This is a genomic window from Mesorhizobium sp. M7A.F.Ca.CA.001.04.2.1 (assembly GCF_003998485.1).
GTDB lineage: Bacteria > Pseudomonadota > Alphaproteobacteria > Rhizobiales > Rhizobiaceae > Mesorhizobium > Mesorhizobium ciceri.
Genome location: NZ_RZQT01000031.1, coordinates 32,388 through 50,929, shown reverse-complemented (window position 1 = coordinate 50,929; position 18,542 = coordinate 32,388). Strand labels below are relative to the sequence as shown.

The following is an 18,542-nucleotide window of genomic DNA, read 5'->3' as shown; positions in this document are numbered from 1 at the left end:
AGAATTATCGGAATTTGGCGACAAGATGCCGCGCAACGAGGAGAAATGACCCATGACCGGTAAAATCAGCGCGCTTGATCTTGGCCAGGGAGAGCTGAGCGAGGCGACAAAAACCTATTTCGCCAAATGCGAGGAGAAGCTCGGCCTCGTCCCCAACGTGCTCAGGGCCTATGCCTTCGACGACAAGAAGCTGCGCGCCTTCACCGACATGTACAACGATTTGATGCTGGGTGAGTCCGGCCTGTCGAAGCTGGAGCGCGAAATGATCGCGGTCGCCGTCTCCTCGATCAATCATTGCTATTATTGCCTGACCGCGCACGGCGCGGCGGTGCGCCAGCTCTCCGGCGACCCGCCGCTCGGTGAAATGATGGTGATGAATTTCCGCGCCGCCGATCTTTCGCCCAGGCAGACGGCAATGCTCGAATTCGCCGTCAAGCTGAGGCAAGAGCCGGCCAAGATCGTCGAGGCCGACCGGGCCGCGCTGCGTCAGGCCGGCTTCACCGATCGCGACATCTGGGACATCGCCTCGACCGCTGCCTTCTTCAACATGTCGAACCGAGTGGCTGCGGCAATCGATATGCGGCCGAACGACGAATACCACGCCATGGCAAGGTGACGGATTGCGGCAGGGGCGAGACCGGGGCGTTATATTAGCAGTGTCGCATTCTCGTTGCTTGTTTGCCGGTTTGGTCCGATGATCGGCAGGCGGCATGACCGCATGCCGGTTCGATGCCGCTCACCAAGGGAGGAGAACATGGCGAAGTATCTCTACGTCTATCATGGCTCGGGCAAGATGCCGACCGACGAGGCCGAGCGGAAGGCCGCAATGGACGCCTGGAACGGCTGGTACGGCAAGCTCGGCTCGGCCGTGGTCGACGGCGGCAATCCGGTCGGCATGTCGAAGATGGTGCTGCCCGGCGGCAAGGTCGAGAACAATGGCGGCAGCAATCCGGCCGCCGGCTACACGATCGTCGAAGCGAAAGACATCGACGATGCCGTCGCCAAGGCCAAGGACTGCCCGATCCTGATGAACCCGGCCTTCAGCGTCGAGATCGCGCCGATCATTGAAGTGATGTGACGCGCCGGCTCAGGACCGCGTCGCTATGGCGGCCGCCGCACCGGCCATCGTCGTGGCGCTGATGCGATTGGCGATCTTCATGGCGCGCTTGCTCTTCAAAAGCTTGCGCGCCTGTGATGCGGCGAGCACCCAGGCGAGATCGATGGCGACCAGCACCACGGCCATGGTCGCCGTCAGCTCGACCCAGCCGACGATGCTGACCGAAGCGAGGTCGATGATGGTCGGCAGCAGCGCCAGGTAGAACATCATGATCTTGGGATTGCCGAGCGTCACCGCCATGCCGGCGAAGAACAGTTTTATCGCCGAATCCTCGCGCGGCATCTCGCCCTCTTTTGCATCGACAGGCGCGGTCCACATCTTCCAGGCGAGGTAAGCGAGATAGGCAACGCCGACCCATTTCACCACGACGAAGGCGAAATGGAAGGTCTGCGCCACGACAGCCAGCCCGAACACCGCCAGCGATAGCCAGATGCCCTCGCCGATCCACATGGCGAGCAGGAACGGGAACACGTCGCGAAACCCTTTCGAGATGACGCGGGCGACAAGCGCCGCGATCGATGGCCCGGGCGAGCCCGCGGCAACGAACAGAGCGGCGGCGAAAATCAGGAGCGAGGTGGGATGCATAACCGGGTCTCTGGTTGAAAACCTTCGATTTCGGATATTAACGCAAGTGGCTCGGCTGCGGTAGCACCGACAAAAGACCCTTGTCGGTCCGGCATGTCGCGGCTAGAAAGGCCATCGCGAAACAATTTTGAGCTTCACTTTGCCTACGTAACCGCCGGTCTCGCCAACTCCCCCGACACACTGCATGACACCGCATTTGCGGTATCTGTTTTCATTTTCATGTGTTCTTCTGGGCGGCGGTTCGAGACCGGTTTGGCACTGCTGAACCGTTGTTGCGCGCTGCCGCCCGTGACATCCGATTTCCAATCATAGCAAGCGACCGCCACGCCGCGCCCGCATGGGCATCTCGACATCGCCGGCCTGATGAACTTCCCGACGGGAAGGGCTTATCGGCATGTCTGGACTTCTGCGTATCCACTGGGCAATCGCGCCCAAGACCGCACCTCGACCGCTCATCAATTGCAACCGCTGCGGCACCGTGAGGGCCTATTGCAGCAGCGGAAAGTTCCGCGTCAACGCCAATGGCAAACGCATCGACGTGTGGCTGATCTATCGCTGCATCGACTGCGACAATTCCTGGAATTTCGGCATTTTCGAACGCTGCAACCGCCGCGACATCGACCCGGCGCTGCTGGCGGCGCTCGAAAGCAACGATCCTGCACTCGCTCACCGTCATGCCTTCGATGCGGTGGCGTTGCGCAACCGGATCGGGCGCGTCGAGGAGTTCTCCGATGTCAGCGTTCACAAGCGCAGGCTCGGCGACACCAGGGAAGCCGCGACCGTGTTGGAACTCCAGCTCGGGCTCGAAATGCCGACATCGCTGCGGCTCGACCGGCTGCTCGCAAGCGAACTTTGCATCTCGCGATCACGGCTTCAGGCGCTGGAGGAGAAGCGGCTGCTCATCGTTGACCCGGATGGAGCAAAGGCCCTGCGCAAGCCGGCCCGTGCGGGAAACACGATCCGCATCGATCTGGCCGGCGAGGCCGATCGGCAGGCCATCATCGCGGCTGCCGGTGGATGAACGAAAAAGGGGCGGAACACTGGTTGCTCCGCCCCTCTCCGCTGTTGGAAAAAATAAGAGCTTACGCCGCGCCGACCACCTTGGACGACTTCTCGAACCGCTTGCGCTCGTTCGGATCGAGATAGAGCTTGCGCAGCCGAATGGTCTTCGGCGTCACTTCGACCAGCTCGTCGTCCTGGATCCAGGCCAGCGCGCGTTCCAGCGTCATGCGGATCGGCGGGGTCAGCTTGACCGCCTCGTCCTTGCCGGCGGCACGGATGTTGGTCAGCTTCTTGCCCTTGAGCACGTTCACTTCAAGGTCATTGTCGCGGCTATGGATGCCGATGATCATGCCCTGATACACCTTGACGCCCGGATCGATGACCATCGGGCCGCGATCTTCCAGGTTCCACATGGCGTAGGCGACCGATTCGCCCTGTTCGTTGGAAATCAGCACGCCATTGGTGCGGCCTGGCAGCTCGCCCTTGTAGGGCTCATAGGCATGGAAAAGCCGGTTCATCACGGCGGTGCCGCGCGTGTCGGTCAAAAGCTCCGACTGGTAGCCGATCAGGCCACGGGTCGGCGCATGGAAGACAATGCGCTGACGATTGCCGCCGGATGGGCGCAGTTCGACCATCTCGGCCTTGCGCTCGGACATCTTCTGCACGACGACGCCGGCATGCTCCTCGTCGACGTCGATGACGACTTCTTCGACCGGCTCCAACAATTCGCCATTCTCGCCCTTCTGCATGACGACGCGCGGACGCGACACGGCGATTTCAAAGCCTTCGCGCCGCATCGTCTCGATCAGCACGGCCAGCTGCAATTCGCCGCGGCCGGAGACGAAGAACGAATCCTTGTCAGGCGATTCCTCGATCTTCAGCGCGACATTGCCTTCGGCTTCGCGCAGCAGGCGGTCGCGGATGACGCGGCTGGTCACCTTGTCGCCTTCGGTGCCGGCCAGCGGACTGTCGTTGACCAGGAACGACATGGTCACGGTCGGCGGATCGATCGGCTGCGCATGCAGCGGTTCGCTCACGCTCGGGTCGCAGAACGTGTCGGCGACGGTGCCCTTCGACAAGCCGGCAATGGCGACGATGTCGCCCGCCTGCGCTTCTTCGATCGGCTGGCGCTCAAGGCCGCGGAAGGCCAGGATCTTGGAAATACGGCCGGTTTCGATCTGGGTACCGTCATGGTGCAGCACCTTGACCGGCTGGTTGGCCTTCAGCGTGCCGCTCTCGATGCGGCCGGTGATGATGCGGCCGAGAAACGGATTGGCTTCCAGGATGGTGCCGATCATGCGGAACGGACCGGGATGAACGGTCGGCTCCGGCACATGCTTGATGACGAGGTCGAACAGCGGCGCCAATTGCTGGTCCTTCGGTCCTTCCGGATTTTCCGAAACCCAGCCATCGCGGCCTGAGCCGTACAGAATCGGGAAGTCGAGCTGCTCGTCGGTGGCGTCGAGCGCTGCGAAAAGGTCGAACACCTCGTTGACCACCTCGACATGACGGGCGTCCGGGCGATCGATCTTGTTGATGACGACGATCGGCTTCAGGCCGACCTTGAGCGCCTTGCCGACGACGAATTTGGTCTGCGGCATCGGCCCTTCGGCGGCATCGACCAGCACGATGGCTGAGTCCACCATCGACAGGATGCGTTCGACCTCGCCACCGAAATCGGCGTGGCCGGGGGTGTCGACGATGTTGATGCGGGTATCCTTCCAGTCGACCGAGGTCGCTTTGGCCAGGATGGTGATGCCGCGCTCCTTTTCGAGGTCGTTGGAATCCATGGCGCGCTCGGCCACGCGCTGATTGTCTCGGAAGGAGCCGGACTGCTTCAAAAGCTGGTCGACCAGGGTGGTCTTTCCATGGTCGACGTGCGCGATGATCGCGATATTACGGATTTTCATGTTCTGGTCTCGGAAGCGTTGCAGGCAGCAGGCCAAAAGGCGCTGCCTCTTTCGGTTGCGCGGCTCATACAGGGTTTTTCGCAGTTGCGAAAGAGGAGGCGCGTCACCAAATACTCATCAAATCTTAAGCATCTGCGTGTGAGATGATTTTGTTAACCAAGGCGGGAACCCTTCGGGGCCCGGGCAGTTCGAACATCATGACCGACAAACTCAACCGATTCTGGCCGCTCATCGCCTCTGTTGCCTTCGCCGTCCTGCTGGCGGCCAACGCCGCGCAGTCGGCCGCGACGACGAAGGAATCACGGCCTGCCTTGCCGTCAGAGGCACAGTCGGCCGAGCAGATTTTCGCCGACGCGCCCGACGGCGTCGACCCGGTGGTGACCGGCCCGGTCAGCGCCGCCTTCAAGCAGCGGCAGGACGCCGCCAACTGCGACAGCGCCGTCTGGCCGAATATCTCCATGGTCTGCTACCCGGACTAAGACATCGCGCGCCCTAGACGCGCGACACCTTTCCATCAGCGCGCGCTTATGCCGACCGTACCGGGTCGAGCGTCACCTTGTAGAGTTCATTGTCGTCGCGATCCATCAGCCGCACCGTCATCTGCTCGCTGGCGCCTGAAATATCGACCAGCCCGAAGAATTGCAGACCTGCCGAGGGCGGCAGGTTCTGTCCCTGTTCGGCGGTCGGCGCCTTGATGAACTTCAGCTCCGGACCGAACGTCATGTCGAAATCGTTCGGCCCGAATGTTCCGGCATGGATCGGACCCGAAACGAATTCCCAGAACGGATTGAAATCCTGGAACTGCGCCTTGTCCGGGTTGTAATAATGCGCGGCCGTGTAATGCACGTCGGCGGTGAGCCAGACGGTGTTGCTGATGCCGGCATTCTTGATGAAGCGCAGCAGGTCGGCGATCTCGAGCTCACGCCCTTTTGGCAAGCCATTGTCGCCATTGCTGACTGCTTCGGCACCAACCTTCTTGGTGCCGTCGTCCCAGACGACGAGGCCGAGCGGCATGTCGGCGGCGATGATTTTCCAGGTCGCCTTCGAATTCGCCAGTTCGCGCTTCAGCCATTTCGTCTGCTGTTCGCCGAGCATGCGCGATTGCGGCGTCATCTCATCCTGCATGTCGGGACCATTGGGGCCGCGATAGGAGCGCATGTCGAGGAAGAACACGTCGAGCAGCGGCCCGTAGGCGATCTTGCGATACACGCGGCCGGGCTCGGAAGGTTCGTAGCGGATCGTCGTCATCTCGTGGAAAGCCCGCGCCGCACGGGCCGCCAGCACGTGGATGGATTTTTCCGTATAGCGGCTGTCGGCGCTGAGATCCTTCGAATCCGACCAGTTGTTCAGGACTTCATGGTCATCCCACTGGTAGAAAGTCGGGCAGATGGCGCTGAGACCGAGCACGTTCCTGTCCATCATGTTGTATTTCCACTGGTCCCGGTATTCGTCCAGCGTCTCGGCAACCTTGCGCTTGCCGTCGATCAGCACGACGTTCTTCCACTTGCCGCCGCCGGGCAGGTCGACCTCGTCCTTCATGGCGCCGTCGGCATAGATGGTGTCGCCCGAATGAAGGAAGAAGTCGGGCGTGTGCTTGCCGATCGTGGCGTAGGTCTTCATGCCGGTCTCATCGATGCCCCAGCCCTGGCCGGCGGTGTCGCCCGACCAGGCAAAGCGGATGTCGCGCTTCGAGGCCGGCGCCGTCCTGAAGCGCCCGGTGATCGGCTCGGAAACGGCGTTGATGTCGGCGAGATCGGCTGCCGTCATGCGATAGAAGATATCCTGGTCCGAAGCGAGGTCGGTGAGCAGCCGCTTGACGGTGTAGTCGCTGGCCGGCGACGTATCGAGCGACGCCAGGCGTGTCGCAGTGGCGAAGTTCTCCGTCGACGACACTTCGAACATGACGCGCGACGGGCGATCGGTGCGCGTCCACACCATGCCGCTGGTGGCGTCGACATCGCCGGACTGGACGCCATGGGTGAAGGCCGGCCGCTGACTGGCGCGCGAATAGTAGGGCAGCGCCAGGCTCGAGACGCCAGCCAGGCCAACGGCGCTGGCGGAGGTGACGAAAGCACGGCGAGTCATCGAAAGCTTGTTCACGGCTGTCTCCTGGATGGCTTGAACGGTGCCACCAAAATCCAGCGTCAATGTTTCAGGGACATCTCGGGATCATGAAGTTTTTCTGACGATCAACAGGCGGGTGGGCGTTTGCGCGGACGGCGAAGCTGCCGATCTTCCTCCGTGTGGGGGAGATCGCAGCTTGACCGGTAGCGCCTCTCCCTACGCCGCCTGCGGCTCCGGCTCGAATGCCGGCTTGCTGGTGTTGATCAGCAGCGAGATACAGGCAGCGGCTATTGCCGTCATGCCGGCGATCAGGAAGGCCAGTTCGTAATTGCCCTGCAACTCGCGCATGGTGCCACCGAAGGCGGCGGCGGTCGCCGCACCGATCTGGTGGCCGGCGACGATCCAGCCGAACACGATCGGCCCACTGCGATCGCCGAACGCCTCATTAGCGAGCCTCAGAGTCGGCGGCACGGTGGCGATCCAGTCGAGACCGTAGAGCACGGCGAAGATGATCAGGCTGGTCGCTGAGAAGCCGGAATAGGGCAGGTAGATCAGCGACAGGCCGCGGATGCCGTAATAGACGCCGAGCAGCTTGCGCGGGTCGAAACGGTCGGTGAGCCAGCCCGACAATGTCGTGCCGATCAGATCGAAAATGCCCATCATCGACAGCAGGCCGGCGGCCTGCACCTCGCCAATGCCCATGTCGCCGCAAAACGCGATCAGATGCGTGCCGACCAGCCCGTTGGTGGTGAAGCCGCAGACGAAGAAGGTGGCGAACAGATACCAGAACACCCGCGTGCCGGCAGCACGGCGCAGCGTCGAGAACGTATGCGCCAGAAAGTTGCCCTGTGACGCAGGCGGGGTCGGCGGCACATCGTCAGCCTCGGCGCCATAGCGCACCATGCCGATCGATGCCGGCCGCTCCGGCACCAGCAGCCAGACCAGCGGTATCAGGGCAGCGGTCGCGATCGCGACCGCAATGACAACCGGCTGCCAGCCGCCCGACTGTGCCAGAGCGGCGATCAGCGGCAGGAACACCAGCATGCCCGAGGCACTGGAGGCCGACATCAATCCCATGACAAGGCCGCGATTGGTCTTGAACCAGCGATTGACGATGGTCGCGCCGAGCACGCTGGCGACGGCACCGGAACCAATGCCCGAGAACACGCCCCAGGTGATGAACAGATGCCACGGCTTGGTCATCAGCAGGCTGAGCATGGTCGAGCCCGACATCACCACCAGCGAGGCGAGCAGCGTGCGGCGCAGCCCGATGCGCTCCATCAGGGCTGCGGCAAATGGCCCCGTCAAACCGTAAAGCAGAATGCCGACACCGGCGGCCAGGGAGATGATGTCGCGGCGCCAGCCGAAACTGTTCTCGAGTGGCAGCATCATGACCGAGGGTGCGGAGCGCAGGCCAGCCGCGACCAGCAGGCTGAGGAAGATGACGCCGACCACGACGAAAGCGTAGCGCTGGCCAAAGGGGCGAGATTGAGTTATCATGTTACTGACCGGTACGTTGCAGGGTGGGAACATGTATACGTACCGATCGGTAACATTGTCAATCGAGTCACACGATGCCAACCGACAAAAATATTGAACTGACCATCAGCGACGGTCATGCATCCGCTCCGCCGAAAGCCGCCAAGAAGATCCTCGATGTGGCCTATGACCTGTTCTACCGGCGCGGTATCAGGGCGATCGGCGTCGACGAGATCGTCAAGCGTGCCGGCGTCACCAAGCCCAGCCTCTACCGCAGCTTTCCGTCCAAGGACGAACTGGCCGCTTCCTATCTCAGGCAATATGACCGTGAATACTGGGAGCGCTTCGACGAAGCGGTCGCCGCTCATCCCGGCGACCCGCGCGCTCAGATCAAGGCTTTCCTGACCCGCATCGGCAAGCGCACGCAGGTGGCGGACTATCGCGGCTGCGGCATGACCAACGCGGCGGTCGAATATCCCGACCAAAGCCATCCGGCCCGCGTGGTCAGCGAGGCCAACAAGCAGGAACTGCGCCGCCGCCTGCGCGCCATGGCGGCTGCGATGGGCGCGCAAGACCCAGACACGCTCGGCGACGGCCTGCTGCTGCTGATCGAGGGGGCCTATATCAGCGGCCAGTTGTTCGGCCTCGGCGGTCCGGCGCAAGCGGTTGCCCGCAATGCCGACCTGCTGATCGAAGCCAGCTTGAAGAAATAGCGTTTGGCGCTACGCTGCAATGGCTTGCAACGGAGATTGACCGCCATGCGTGCCATTCTGATCCCGCTTGTTCTGGTCAGTCTCGGTCAGGCGGCGCAAGCCGACGGCATTTCCAGCGCCTACACCGATCTGGATTCGAAAACGGACTGCGTGACCTACGCGCAGGCAGAAGAAGGCGACGGCGACTGGGCCGAACTCGCCTGTTCAGGCTATCGCGGCTATCCCGTACTGATCGCCTATGACGACGCCCGTGAATCGCTGTTCTACGGTTTTCCGCCCGGCGGCGACATGACGACGGTCTGGGAAAGCTTTTCCGGCCTCAATTCGTCCGGAGCCAAAGTCGAATGGCGCATCGAAACCAAGGGCGACACGGCAGTGCCCTATGCCGTCATCCATCGCCGCTCGATCAGCAATCCCGAGGACGAGAAAAAGCCGACCGAGGTGCTGCTCGTCGCCAAGGTCGGCCAGATGGACGCCCGCGACGGCTGCACCGTCGGCCTGGTGCTGGCCACCGGCAATCCCGCCGCCAACGACCAGGCGCGCAAGCTTGCCGACGACAAGGCACGCACCTTCGCCTGCGGCAAGGACAGACACACCGTCATCGGCAAAGTGCCGGCCTTCGGCCGGGTCGACAACTGACGGATCGGGCTACTTGTTCGCCTTGGCCCGCTCGATCGCGTCGACGATCATCTTCTTGGCATATTTGGAATCGTGCCAGCCTTCGATCTTGACCCATTTGCCGGGCTCTAGATCCTTGTAGTGCTCGAAGAAGTGCTGCACCTGCTGGCGCGTAATGTCGGGCAGCTGAGTGTATTCGGTGACGTTCTCGTAACGCAGCGTCAGTTTTGGCGACGGCACGGCGATGATCTTCTCATCCTGGCCGGCATTGTCTTCCATGATCAGCACCCCGATCGGCCGCACGTTGATGACGCAGCCCGGCACCAGCGCGCGCGTGTTGCAGACCAGCACGTCGATCGGATCGCCGTCGCCCGACAGCGTGTGCGGCACGAAGCCGTAATTGCCGGGGTAGCGCATCGAGGTGTGCAGGAAGCGGTCGACGAACAGCGTGCCGGCCTCCTTGTCCATCTCGTACTTGATCGGCTCGCCGCCGATCGGCACCTCGATGATGACGTTGACGTCCTCAGGCGGATTCTTTCCGCTGGCTATGGCTTCAATGCGCATGGCTTAAATCCCTCTCTCGATGGACGATCGATAGCGGGCGGCGCGTCATGGTGCAATGCGGCGAATGGTGCTGGATGCGAATGGAACGCCCAATTGCCGAAAGGCCGAGTTGTCATTCCCAGACGAAAGCGACCTTCTTCAGCGCCTTCTGCTCGAAGATCTCGACGCCCTCGGCGACATCGCGGCCACCGGCGCCGGCATAGAAGGCAAGCGCGTTCTGGTTGTCCTCCAGCGCCCACACGACCATGCCTTTCAGCCCGTGATCGGCCAGCCGCGCCTTGGCCGCCGAAAACAGGCGGCTGCCGAGCCCGATGCCCTGATATTCCGGGCGCAGGTACAACTCGTAGATTTCGCCCTGCTGGCGCAGTTCACGGGCGCGGTTCTTGCCGATCGTCGCATAGCCGGCGATCTTGCCGCCGATTTCGACGACCAGAACGGTGGCGGCGCGGCGAATCGCATTCGCCCACCAGTCGGCGCCACGGCGGTTGATCATCGATGTCAGGGTCCGGTGCGGAATGATGCCGGAATAGGCGCCGCGCCAGGCTTCCAGATGCACCTCGGCGATGGCACTGGCATCGCGCGGGTCGGCTTTCCGGATGTCGATCGTCAGCGTATTCATGATTTGTTAACCATAAACCCGCATCGCCCGATTGCAAGGGTCCGGGCGGCCAGCCGGCTGCTTTCTCACAGGCGATCACCGCCCTGGTAAGGGGCCTTCAAGACTTCTGTGGAAAGGCTCAAATCTCGACGAGATGGTCGTCGAGCTCGTTGCTGTCGCCCGCAGTGACCGGGAAATGCTCGGCCAGCACCGCACCCACCAACTCGATCGCCTTGACGAAGCCGTCGGCAAGCCGGTCGTCGCCGGCATGCGCGGTAAGGTCGCGCACGACGCCGTCCCAGACATGCTGGCCGACCTTGGCGTCGATACCCGAATCGGCAACCACCTCGGCATAGCGCTCGGCGATCGAGACGAAGACCAGCACGCCGGTGCGCGCCGTGGTGCGGTGGACGTTGCGGGCGAGGAACTGCTTGATCGCGTTGGCGTGCGCCGCCTGGTAGCGCAGCCGCCTCGGCACCAGGTGGATGCGCATACCAGGCAGCGCCCACAACAAGGCCAGCACGCAGGCAAGCGCCAGGAGCTGGGCGAGGACGAAATGCGGCAGCCGGATCGACAGCCACCAGGCCTCCAGACCGTAGCCGACCGCCAGGCTGACGATCAGCATGCACACGGTCGCCATGAAGGCGGCCGGGAAGAAATAGCCGTCGCTGGCATGCGCCACGACACAGTAGATTTCGCCGTCGGTTTTCTCCTCGGCGGCGCGGATCGCGGTTGCGATGCGCTCATGATCCTGCGGGCTGATTGGTCGTGTTGCCATGATCTGTCTCACCAGCTTCCTGAAGAACCGCCACCACCGGACGAGCCGCCGCCACCGGAAAATCCGCCACCGCCGCTTGACCCCGAGGACCAGCCACTGCCCGAACCCGAAGACCAGCCGCCGCCCGACGATGAACCGGTTGTCCAGCCAGTGCCCGAGTACCCGCTCGGCCCGCGGCCATAACGAAACGTCATGCCCAGCCATTTGTACACGCCCGGCGACAATTTCGTGCCGAACATCGGCGGCAGGAACGCCATCGCCATCCCGCCGAAGAACATCGTCGCCCACAGCATCAAGAACACGGCAAAGATCGGATCGATGGACGTGCCGTCATCGGCGGGATTGCGCTTGCCCCGCGCTTCCAGTTCTTCGGGATTGCCCTCCAGCACCATGACCATGTCGTCGACGGCTTTGCTGATGCCGCCGGAGAAGTCCCCGGCGCGGAAGGCCGGCACCATGTCATTCTCGATGATGAGCTTGGTGTGCAGGTCGGTCAGCGTGCCTTCCAGCCCATAGCCGACCTCGATGCGCATCTTGCGGTCGTTCGGGGCCACCAGCAGCAGGACGCCATTGTTTTCCTTCGCCTGGCCGAGCTTCCAGAAGCGGAACAGCCGGTTGGCGTAAGGCTCGATCTCCTCGCCATCGAGGCTGGGAATCGTCGCGACGACGATCTGGTCGGAGCCTTTTGTCTCGAAATCGGCGAGTTTTTGGGTCAGCGCCGCCCTGGTCGCGGCGTCGATGATGCCGGCATCGTCGACGACACGGCCGGTCAGCGCCGGGAGATCGGCCGCGAGGGCCGAGAACGGCAGCACAAGGACGAGGAGGACGACTGCGACAAGACGAATGACGCGCCGCCTCTCACCGGCCAGCAAGATCACGACGTTTGGCCCCGCCGTTCACCCGCCCTGCTTCGTGCCGAAATCGACCTTCGGCGGCTGCATCTTGTCTTCGGCGACGGTGAAATTGGCGAAGGGCTCGTTGCCGCGGAACCAGAAGGTCGCCCACAGCACCGAGGGGAACGTCCTCAGCGTCAGATTGTAGTCCCTGACCGCCTGGATGTAATCGCGCCGCGACACCGCGATGCGGTTCTCGGTGCCTTCGAGCTGCGCCTGCAGCGCCAGGAAGTTCTGATTGGCCTTGAGGTCGGGATAGGCCTCCGAGACCGCGATCAGCCGCGACAGCGCGCTGGTCAGCCCCGCCTGGGCATCCTGGAACTTCTTGAGGGCTTCGGGATCCTTCAGCGTTTCCGGTGTTACCGTGATCTGCGTTGCCTTGGCGCGCGCCTCGACCACCGCGTCGAGCGTATCCTTTTCATGCGAGGCATAGCCCTTGACCGTCTCGACCAGGTTGGGGATGAGGTCGGCGCGGCGCTGATACTGGTTCAGCACCTCGCTCCATGCCGCCCTGGCATTTTCTTCCGCCGTCGGGATGGTGTTATAGCCGCAGCCTGCAAGCAGCGGCAGCACGATCGCCATCATCAGGAAGGCGGGCAGCGTGCGGAACGTGGACGGCAAGGCAAGGCGCTGGGCAAACATGATGGGTCCCTCGGTAGAAGTTGCACGCGAAGCTTTACCACAATCAGCGCGCAAGAAAACCGCCCGCGCCGGCAGCCCCTCGCCTGGCACGCCGGTGCCGCTGCAAGGCTCTGTGATTGGCCGTGCGAACGCGATAAGGTCCGGCAAAACGGGACATCATCATGGCGGGACGCCAGGACAGCGACAAGGAATCGCGCCGTATCCTCGAGCGCATTGCGCGCGAGACGGATCCGGCCGGCAACTCGTTTGTAGCGCGGGCAGCGAAAGGCATGCACGATCACGTCACCGCGGCCGATGCCGATCGTGCCGATCCGATCGAAGTCTGGGGCACCCGCTTTGGCCGCACGCTGGGCCTGCTGCTGGCGCTGGGCCTGATGGTCTGGCTCGTGCTTTACGTCATCCGGGGCAGTTAGGAATCAAACGACAATGAGCGCCGAACAAACCGACGCGCCGCGTGCGGTCATCGTCATTTCCAGCCATGTCGCGCGTGGCTCGGTCGGCAACCGTGCCGCCGTCTTTGCGCTGGAGACCCTGGGTTTCCCGGTCTGGGCGGTGCCGACCGTCATCTTGCCCTGGCATCCCGGCCATGGGCGCGCGACGCGCATCGTGCCGCCGCTCGACGAGTTCAAGGCTCTGATGGCCGATCTCGAGCGGGCGCCATGGCTGGGTGAGGTCGGCGCCGTGCTGTCCGGCTATCTCGGCGAGGCGGGCCAGGCCGAGGCCGTCGCCTCGCTGGTCGCCGCGGTCAAGGCAAGGACGCCCGGCGCCGTCTATATCTGCGATCCGGTGATGGGTGATTCGGGCGGCCTCTATGTGCCCGAACCGACCGCCATCGCCATGCGCGACCGGCTGATGCCGATCGCCGACATAGCCACCCCTAACCGCTACGAACTGGAATGGATGGCCGGCGCCGCGTTGCCAGACATGAAATCGGTGATCGCGGCGGCGCTGCACGCCGGACCATCGACCATGCTGGTCACCTCGGCGCCGTCGATGATGACGGGCGGCACCGGCAACCTCCTGCTCGATAACAGCCAGGCGCTGCTCGCCGAACATCGCCTGATCGACAAGCCGCCGAATGGCCTGGGCGATCTGACGGCGGCCGTTTACCTGGCACGCATCCTGTCCAGCCAGCCGCCGATCAAGGCGCTGCAATCGACGACGGCGGCGGTCTACGAGATCCTGGCACGCACCGCCAAGCGCGGCGGCGACGAACTGCAGCTCGAAACCGATGCGCAGAGCCTGTCGCATCCGATGGCGATGGTCCAGCTTCGCCACCTCACACATCCAGGGCGGGGCCGCCGGGCGTGACATCGACTGAGGCCGTACTTGTCGGCGTCGATGGCTGCAAGGCCGGCTGGATCGCCGTCCGACGAACTTTTGGCATGGCACCGTCGGTCGGTGTCTTTGCAACCTTCACTGCCCTGCTCGCATCCCTTCCCGTAGACGCTGTCATCGCCGTCGACATGCCGATCGGCCTGCCCGGCTTTTCGGGCAAGGGCGGGCGCGGCCCCGAAGCCCTGGTGCGGCCGCTGCTCGGGGCACGCCAGTCCAGTGTCTTCTCGATCCCGTCCCGTGCCGCGCTCTATGCCGACACCAACGGCTTCACCACCATCGAAGCCTGGTATGCCGCGCACGTCAGGGCAAGCGCGGTGGCCCTGACCACATCCGATCCGCCGCGCGGCGTGTCGATCCAGGCGTTCGGCATTTTTGCCAAGATCCGCGAGATCGACGCCGTGCTGATCGCGCGGCCCGATTTGCGCAGCCGCGTGTTTGAATCGCACCCGGAAGTCGCTTTCTGCCGCTTGAACGGCAATCAAGCCATGCAACTGCCGAAGAAGATCAAGGGCAGCATCAATCCGGCCGGCATGGCGGAACGCAAGGCGCTGCTCTGCCGGCTCGGCTATGATAAGGGCTTTCTCGACCAGCCGCCGCCCCGCGGTGCCGCCGCTGATGACTTCCTCGACGCAGCCGCGATGACGCTGATCGCCGGTCGCATCGTCGGCGGCGAGGCGCGGCCGTTTCCCGACCCGCCGGGCCGCGACAGCTTTGGCATTCCCGTCGCCATCTGGGCGTGACGCTGTTGGCCACGGTTGCGCTCGATGCATGGCATTTCTAGCCAGCCCTCATAATTCTGCATTGCTCGCGACCGGCTTTTGCCGCTAGAGCCTCTCTAGACCGCAACGAGCTGCCGCATCCAACCCGGAAAGGCTCCAGACGCCGCCCATGTCCCATCTCCCTGAACATCTTCTCGCCGGCTATCGCAATTTCATGAATGGCCGCTACCTCACCGAGAGCGGGCGCTATCGCGATCTCGCTCGCGAAGGCCAGGCGCCGGAGACGATGATCGTCGCCTGCTGCGATTCGCGTTCGGCGCCCGAGGCGATCTTCGACGCTGGGCCGGGCGAACTCTTCGTTCTGCGCAATGTCGGCAATCTGGTGCCGCCCTATGCACCCGACGGCGAGTTCCACTCGACCTCGGCGGCGCTTGAATTCGCCGTGCAGAGCCTCAAGGTCAAGAACATCGTCGTCATGGGCCATGGCCGCTGTGGCGGCATCCGTGCAGCGCTCGACACCAATTCCGCGCCGCTGTCGCCGGGCGACTTCATCGGCAAGTGGATGAGCCTGATCGCGCCGGCGGCCGAAACCGTCTCCTCCAGCACCTTCATGACCGCTTCGGAGCGCCAGACCGCGCTGGAGCGCATCTCGATCCGCTATTCCATCGCCAACCTCAGAACCTTTCCCTGCGTCTCGATTCTCGAAGGCAAGGGACGGCTGTCGCTGCATGGGGCCTGGTTCGATATCTCGACCGGCGAACTCTGGACGATGAACAAGGAGACTGGCGATTTCGAACGGCCGGAACTGGGATGAACGCGGCGGCGCGCAAGCTGGTGAACATCAGGTCGGTCGCTTTTGCGGCGGCCGCACTGCTGCTGGCGATTATTGCCGCCCGCGCCGATGATCGTGCCCTCATCAGCCGCTGGTATTCGGCGCTGCTGGTCGCCGACCGCACGGAACTGTCCGACCTGCTCGCCGACGATGTCCGCATCAAGCTGGACGACCTCGGCATCGTGCAAAGCAAGCAGGAATTCATCGCTTCGATCGACGAATGGAAAGGTGCCGTTGCCGGTGCTGCGATCCGGCACCGGATCGAGAAAAGCGAAGGCGGCGTCACCACGGTAGTCGCCTGCTACGATTTCCCCAACAACGACATGCTGATGCAGGAAACTTTCGCGGTCACCGACAACCGCATCACCGCCAGTTCACAAGCGGCGATCGCCGAAAACTGCGACGGCTTTTGAGGGCGATATCGGCCAAATCCGCATATTGCGGGTCCGCCGGCCGCGCCCTACATCGGGTACGACCCGCCTGCCTGCTCCACCAACGAAAGACTGTCCATGCCTTCCACGAAAGCCGTCGACCTCGCCGCCCATCCGCTGACCGCGTGGCAGGGGCCGCTCGGCCTGCCCGATTTCACGCGCATTGGCGACGGCGACTTCTCCCCGGTCTTCGACGCGGCGCTGAAGGCGCACGAGGCCGAGATCGAGGCGATCGCCGGCAACAAGGATGCGCCGACCGTCGAGAACACGCTTGCCGCGCTGGAACTCGGCGGCGAAGCGCTCGATCGTGTCTCGTCGATCTTCTGGTGCCGCGCCGGCGCCTACACCAACGAGACGATCCAGGCGCTGGAGCGCGACATCTCGCCGAAAATGTCCAGGCATTTCTCGGCGATTTCAATGAATGAGCGGCTGTTTGCCCGCATCGACGATCTCTACCAGCGCCGTGAGAGCCTGAAGCTCGACGCAGAGACCTTGCGGGTGCTGGAAAAGAGCTGGAAGGGCTTCGTCCGTTCCGGCGCCAAGCTCGACGCCGACGGCAAGAAGCGGCTGGCAAGCATCAGCGAGGAATTGTCCTCGCTCGGCACAGCTTTCGGCCAGAATGTTCTGGCCGACGAGCGCGACTGGGCGCTGTTCCTCGATGAAGCCGACCTTGCCGGCCTGCCGGACTTCGTGAAAAGCTCCATGGCCGAGGCCGCCGAAATGCGTGGCCAGAAGGGCCGCTATGCCGTCACTCTGTCGCGCTCGATCTATGAGCCGTTCTCGACCTTCTCCGAACGCCGCGATCTGCGCGAGATCGCCTTCCGCGCCTTCACCATGCGCGGCCAGAATGGCGGCGCCACCGACAACACGAACGTGGTGCGCGACATGCTGCGCCTGCGGGCCGAAAAGGCAAAGCTGCTCGGCTACGCCTCTTTCGCCGCGCTGAAGCTCGACGACACCATGGCCAAGACGCCGAAGGCCGTGCACGCGCTGCTCGATCCGGTGTGGGAAAAAGCGCTTGAGAAGGCAGCAAGCGACCAGATCGAATTGCAACGGCTGGCCACCGCAGCCGGCAGCAACGAAAAATTCGCTGCCTGGGACTGGCGCTTCTACCAGGAGAAGCTGCGCGCGGAGAAATTCGCCTTCGACGAGGCGGAACTGAAACCTTATCTGCAGCTCGACCGGATCATCGACGCTTGCTTCGACGTGGCGACACGGCTGTTCGGCATCACCTTCGAAGAGAAAAAGGGCATCGCGGCCTGGCATCCGGACGCCCGCGTCTTCGTGGTGAAGAATGCCGACGGCAGCGAGCGCGGCCTGTTCCTGGCCGACTATTTCGCCCGGCCGTCAAAGCGATCCGGCGCCTGGATGAGCGCGTTGCAATCCGGCTATAGGCTCGGCCACGGTGCAAGCCCGGTCATCTACAACATCATGAACTTCGCCAAGCCGCCGGTGGGCGAGCCGGCTCTGCTGTCGGTCGACGAGGCCAAAACGCTGTTCCACGAATTCGGCCATGCGCTGCACGGCATGCTGACCGACGTCACCTGGCCCTCGGTTTCGGGCACTTCGGTCAGCCGTGATTTCGTCGAATTGCCCTCGCAGCTCTACGAGCACTGGCTGACCGTGCCGGCAGTGCTGGAGAAGCACGCGCTGCACGTCAAGACCGGCAAGCCGATGCCCAAGGCGCTGCTCGACAAGATGCTGGCCGCGCGCACCTTCGGCGCCGGCTTCGCCACGGTCGAATTCACCGCCTCCGCCTTGATGGACATGGCCTATCACGCGCGGGCGGAGGCGCCTGAAGCGCCGCTTCGTTTCGAAGCCGAAACGCTTGCAGAACTGCATATGCCGGACACCATAGCCATGCGTCACCGCACGCCGCATTTCGGGCATGTCTTTTCCGGCGAAGGCTATTCGGCCGGCTACTATTCCTACATGTGGTCGGAAGTGCTCGATGCCGATGCTTTTGCCGCCTTCGAGGAAACCGGCGACCCCTTCAACCCGGCGCTCGCCGAGCGGCTGCGCAAGAACATCTACGCCGCCGGCGGCTCGAAGGATCCGGAAGAACTCTACACCGCATTTCGCGGCAAGATGCCGTCGCCGGAAGCGATGATGGCCAAGCGCGGGCTGGCGTGATTGGCTTTCCCTTCCCCCCTTGTGGGGGAAGGTGGATCGGCGCGTAGCGCCGAGACGGATGAGGGGTGCTCCAGGAAATGCCAACGCCTCACTCCGCTGGAACACCCCTCATCCGACCTCGCTTCG

At 63.4% G+C, this 18,542-nt stretch carries 21 protein-coding genes; 12 read left to right on the top strand and 9 right to left on the bottom strand.

From position 1 onward, the window contains the following. Positions 1 to 52 precede the first annotated feature (52 nt). Both EN955_RS12790 and EN955_RS12785 read left to right on the top strand, forming a co-directional pair. Complete coding sequence (locus EN955_RS12790) at positions 53 to 616, top strand: peroxidase-related enzyme (protein WP_024504202.1); 564 nt, start codon at positions 53 to 55, stop codon at positions 614 to 616. Between the two features lie 138 nt (positions 617 to 754). Continuing rightward, positions 755 to 1,078 carry a hypothetical protein gene (locus EN955_RS12785; RefSeq protein WP_013529006.1) on the top strand — a complete coding sequence of 108 codons (324 nt, stop codon included), beginning with the start codon at positions 755 to 757 and terminating at the stop codon, positions 1,076 to 1,078. Positions 1,079 to 1,087: 9 nt separating this feature from the next. Here EN955_RS12785 and EN955_RS12780 read toward each other — a convergent pair whose 3' ends face one another. After that, positions 1,088 to 1,702 carry a LysE family translocator gene (locus tag EN955_RS12780; protein WP_024504201.1) on the bottom strand — a complete coding sequence of 205 codons (615 nt, stop codon included), beginning with the start codon at positions 1,700 to 1,702 and terminating at the stop codon, positions 1,088 to 1,090. Between the two features lie 394 nt (positions 1,703 to 2,096). Between EN955_RS12780 and EN955_RS12775 the strand changes: the two genes are divergently transcribed. Further along, positions 2,097 to 2,723, top strand: coding sequence for a DUF1062 domain-containing protein (locus EN955_RS12775; protein ID WP_013529004.1), 627 nt, complete (start codon positions 2,097 to 2,099; stop codon positions 2,721 to 2,723). A gap of 61 nt (positions 2,724 to 2,784) precedes the next feature. Here the strand turns inward: EN955_RS12775 and typA are convergent, their stop codons facing one another. Further along, positions 2,785 to 4,614 carry a translational GTPase TypA gene (typA, locus tag EN955_RS12770; RefSeq protein ID WP_013529003.1) on the bottom strand — a complete coding sequence of 610 codons (1,830 nt, stop codon included), beginning with the start codon at positions 4,612 to 4,614 and terminating at the stop codon, positions 2,785 to 2,787. Positions 4,615 to 4,811: 197 nt separating this feature from the next. Between typA and EN955_RS12765 the strand changes: the two genes are divergently transcribed. Then, positions 4,812 to 5,093 carry a hypothetical protein gene (locus EN955_RS12765; protein WP_244506871.1) on the top strand — a complete coding sequence of 94 codons (282 nt, stop codon included), beginning with the start codon at positions 4,812 to 4,814 and terminating at the stop codon, positions 5,091 to 5,093. A gap of 46 nt (positions 5,094 to 5,139) precedes the next feature. On the opposite strand, the gene EN955_RS12760 is transcribed toward EN955_RS12765, so the two are convergent. Together EN955_RS12760 and EN955_RS12755 are read right to left on the bottom strand one after the other, a co-directional pair. Then, on the bottom strand, positions 5,140 to 6,714 hold the full coding sequence (locus tag EN955_RS12760) for an alkaline phosphatase (RefSeq protein WP_024504199.1): 1,575 nt from the start codon (positions 6,712 to 6,714) through the stop codon (positions 5,140 to 5,142). Positions 6,715 to 6,894: 180 nt separating this feature from the next. Beyond that, complete coding sequence (locus tag EN955_RS12755) at positions 6,895 to 8,178, bottom strand: MFS transporter (RefSeq protein ID WP_024504198.1); 1,284 nt, start codon at positions 8,176 to 8,178, stop codon at positions 6,895 to 6,897. A gap of 74 nt (positions 8,179 to 8,252) precedes the next feature. On the opposite strand from EN955_RS12755, the gene EN955_RS12750 reads away from it, so the two are divergent. Then, positions 8,253 to 8,870: a TetR/AcrR family transcriptional regulator gene (locus EN955_RS12750; protein ID WP_024504197.1), complete on the top strand. Its 618-nt coding sequence runs from the start codon at positions 8,253 to 8,255 to the stop codon at positions 8,868 to 8,870. A gap of 45 nt (positions 8,871 to 8,915) precedes the next feature. After that, positions 8,916 to 9,509: a hypothetical protein gene (locus EN955_RS12745; RefSeq protein WP_024504196.1), complete on the top strand. Its 594-nt coding sequence runs from the start codon at positions 8,916 to 8,918 to the stop codon at positions 9,507 to 9,509. A gap of 9 nt (positions 9,510 to 9,518) precedes the next feature. Here EN955_RS12745 and ppa read toward each other — a convergent pair whose 3' ends face one another. The 5 genes from ppa to EN955_RS12720 form a co-directional block, all read right to left on the bottom strand. After that, positions 9,519 to 10,052 carry an inorganic diphosphatase gene (gene ppa / locus EN955_RS12740; protein WP_024504195.1) on the bottom strand — a complete coding sequence of 178 codons (534 nt, stop codon included), beginning with the start codon at positions 10,050 to 10,052 and terminating at the stop codon, positions 9,519 to 9,521. Positions 10,053 to 10,164: 112 nt separating this feature from the next. Beyond that, positions 10,165 to 10,671, bottom strand: coding sequence for a GNAT family N-acetyltransferase (locus tag EN955_RS12735; RefSeq protein ID WP_013528996.1), 507 nt, complete (start codon positions 10,669 to 10,671; stop codon positions 10,165 to 10,167). A gap of 118 nt (positions 10,672 to 10,789) precedes the next feature. After that, on the bottom strand, positions 10,790 to 11,428 hold the full coding sequence (locus tag EN955_RS12730) for a TPM domain-containing protein (protein ID WP_024504194.1): 639 nt from the start codon (positions 11,426 to 11,428) through the stop codon (positions 10,790 to 10,792). Between the two features lie 8 nt (positions 11,429 to 11,436). Then, positions 11,437 to 12,300, bottom strand: coding sequence for a YgcG family protein (locus tag EN955_RS12725; protein ID WP_245492100.1), 864 nt, complete (start codon positions 12,298 to 12,300; stop codon positions 11,437 to 11,439). A gap of 24 nt (positions 12,301 to 12,324) precedes the next feature. Continuing rightward, a complete protein-coding gene (locus tag EN955_RS12720; RefSeq protein WP_024504707.1) occupies positions 12,325 to 12,963 on the bottom strand; it encodes a LemA family protein in 639 nt (212 codons plus the stop codon). A gap of 161 nt (positions 12,964 to 13,124) precedes the next feature. Between EN955_RS12720 and EN955_RS12715 the strand changes: the two genes are divergently transcribed. From EN955_RS12715 to EN955_RS12690, 6 genes are all read left to right on the top strand, one after another. Next, the gene (locus tag EN955_RS12715; RefSeq protein ID WP_024504708.1) at positions 13,125 to 13,376 is read left to right on the top strand and encodes a hypothetical protein; all 252 of its coding nucleotides are present in this window, start codon (positions 13,125 to 13,127) and stop codon (positions 13,374 to 13,376) included. Positions 13,377 to 13,389: 13 nt separating this feature from the next. Continuing rightward, positions 13,390 to 14,274, top strand: coding sequence for a pyridoxal kinase PdxY (gene pdxY / locus EN955_RS12710; protein ID WP_024504709.1), 885 nt, complete (start codon positions 13,390 to 13,392; stop codon positions 14,272 to 14,274). Beyond that, a complete protein-coding gene (locus tag EN955_RS12705) occupies positions 14,271 to 15,041 on the top strand; it encodes a DUF429 domain-containing protein (protein ID WP_024504710.1) in 771 nt (256 codons plus the stop codon). Before pdxY ends, EN955_RS12705 begins: the two co-directional genes overlap by 4 nt. Before the next feature lie 148 nt (positions 15,042 to 15,189). Beyond that, on the top strand, positions 15,190 to 15,834 hold the full coding sequence (locus EN955_RS12700; RefSeq protein ID WP_023811712.1) for a carbonic anhydrase: 645 nt from the start codon (positions 15,190 to 15,192) through the stop codon (positions 15,832 to 15,834). Next, on the top strand, positions 15,831 to 16,265 hold the full coding sequence (locus EN955_RS12695; RefSeq protein ID WP_024504711.1) for a hypothetical protein: 435 nt from the start codon (positions 15,831 to 15,833) through the stop codon (positions 16,263 to 16,265). The genes EN955_RS12700 and EN955_RS12695 overlap by 4 nt, the downstream gene beginning before the upstream one ends. Before the next feature lie 96 nt (positions 16,266 to 16,361). Next, positions 16,362 to 18,416, top strand: a complete 2,055-nt coding sequence (locus tag EN955_RS12690) for a M3 family metallopeptidase (protein WP_024504712.1) — start codon at positions 16,362 to 16,364, stop codon at positions 18,414 to 18,416. Positions 18,417 to 18,542 lie beyond the last annotated feature (126 nt).

Coding starts and splice junctions, on each gene's coding strand:
- EN955_RS12755 (WP_024504198.1), bottom strand. CDS start 8,178: ATGATAACTCAATCTCGCCCCTTTGGCCAGCGCTACGCTTTCGTCGTG.
- typA (WP_013529003.1), bottom strand. CDS start 4,614: ATGAAAATCCGTAATATCGCGATCATCGCGCACGTCGACCATGGAAAG.
- EN955_RS12715 (WP_024504708.1), top strand. CDS start 13,125: ATGGCGGGACGCCAGGACAGCGACAAGGAATCGCGCCGTATCCTCGAG.
- EN955_RS12690 (WP_024504712.1), top strand. CDS start 16,362: ATGCCTTCCACGAAAGCCGTCGACCTCGCCGCCCATCCGCTGACCGCG.
- EN955_RS12780 (WP_024504201.1), bottom strand. CDS start 1,702: ATGCATCCCACCTCGCTCCTGATTTTCGCCGCCGCTCTGTTCGTTGCC.
- pdxY (WP_024504709.1), top strand. CDS start 13,390: ATGAGCGCCGAACAAACCGACGCGCCGCGTGCGGTCATCGTCATTTCC.
- EN955_RS12790 (WP_024504202.1), top strand. CDS start 53: ATGACCGGTAAAATCAGCGCGCTTGATCTTGGCCAGGGAGAGCTGAGC.
- EN955_RS12700 (WP_023811712.1), top strand. CDS start 15,190: ATGTCCCATCTCCCTGAACATCTTCTCGCCGGCTATCGCAATTTCATG.
- EN955_RS12785 (WP_013529006.1), top strand. CDS start 755: ATGGCGAAGTATCTCTACGTCTATCATGGCTCGGGCAAGATGCCGACC.
- EN955_RS12695 (WP_024504711.1), top strand. CDS start 15,831: ATGAACGCGGCGGCGCGCAAGCTGGTGAACATCAGGTCGGTCGCTTTT.
- EN955_RS12750 (WP_024504197.1), top strand. CDS start 8,253: ATGCCAACCGACAAAAATATTGAACTGACCATCAGCGACGGTCATGCA.
- EN955_RS12720 (WP_024504707.1), bottom strand. CDS start 12,963: ATGTTTGCCCAGCGCCTTGCCTTGCCGTCCACGTTCCGCACGCTGCCC.
- EN955_RS12775 (WP_013529004.1), top strand. CDS start 2,097: ATGTCTGGACTTCTGCGTATCCACTGGGCAATCGCGCCCAAGACCGCA.
- EN955_RS12735 (WP_013528996.1), bottom strand. CDS start 10,671: ATGAATACGCTGACGATCGACATCCGGAAAGCCGACCCGCGCGATGCC.
- ppa (WP_024504195.1), bottom strand. CDS start 10,052: ATGCGCATTGAAGCCATAGCCAGCGGAAAGAATCCGCCTGAGGACGTC.
- EN955_RS12745 (WP_024504196.1), top strand. CDS start 8,916: ATGCGTGCCATTCTGATCCCGCTTGTTCTGGTCAGTCTCGGTCAGGCG.
- EN955_RS12765 (WP_244506871.1), top strand. CDS start 4,812: ATGACCGACAAACTCAACCGATTCTGGCCGCTCATCGCCTCTGTTGCC.
- EN955_RS12730 (WP_024504194.1), bottom strand. CDS start 11,428: ATGGCAACACGACCAATCAGCCCGCAGGATCATGAGCGCATCGCAACC.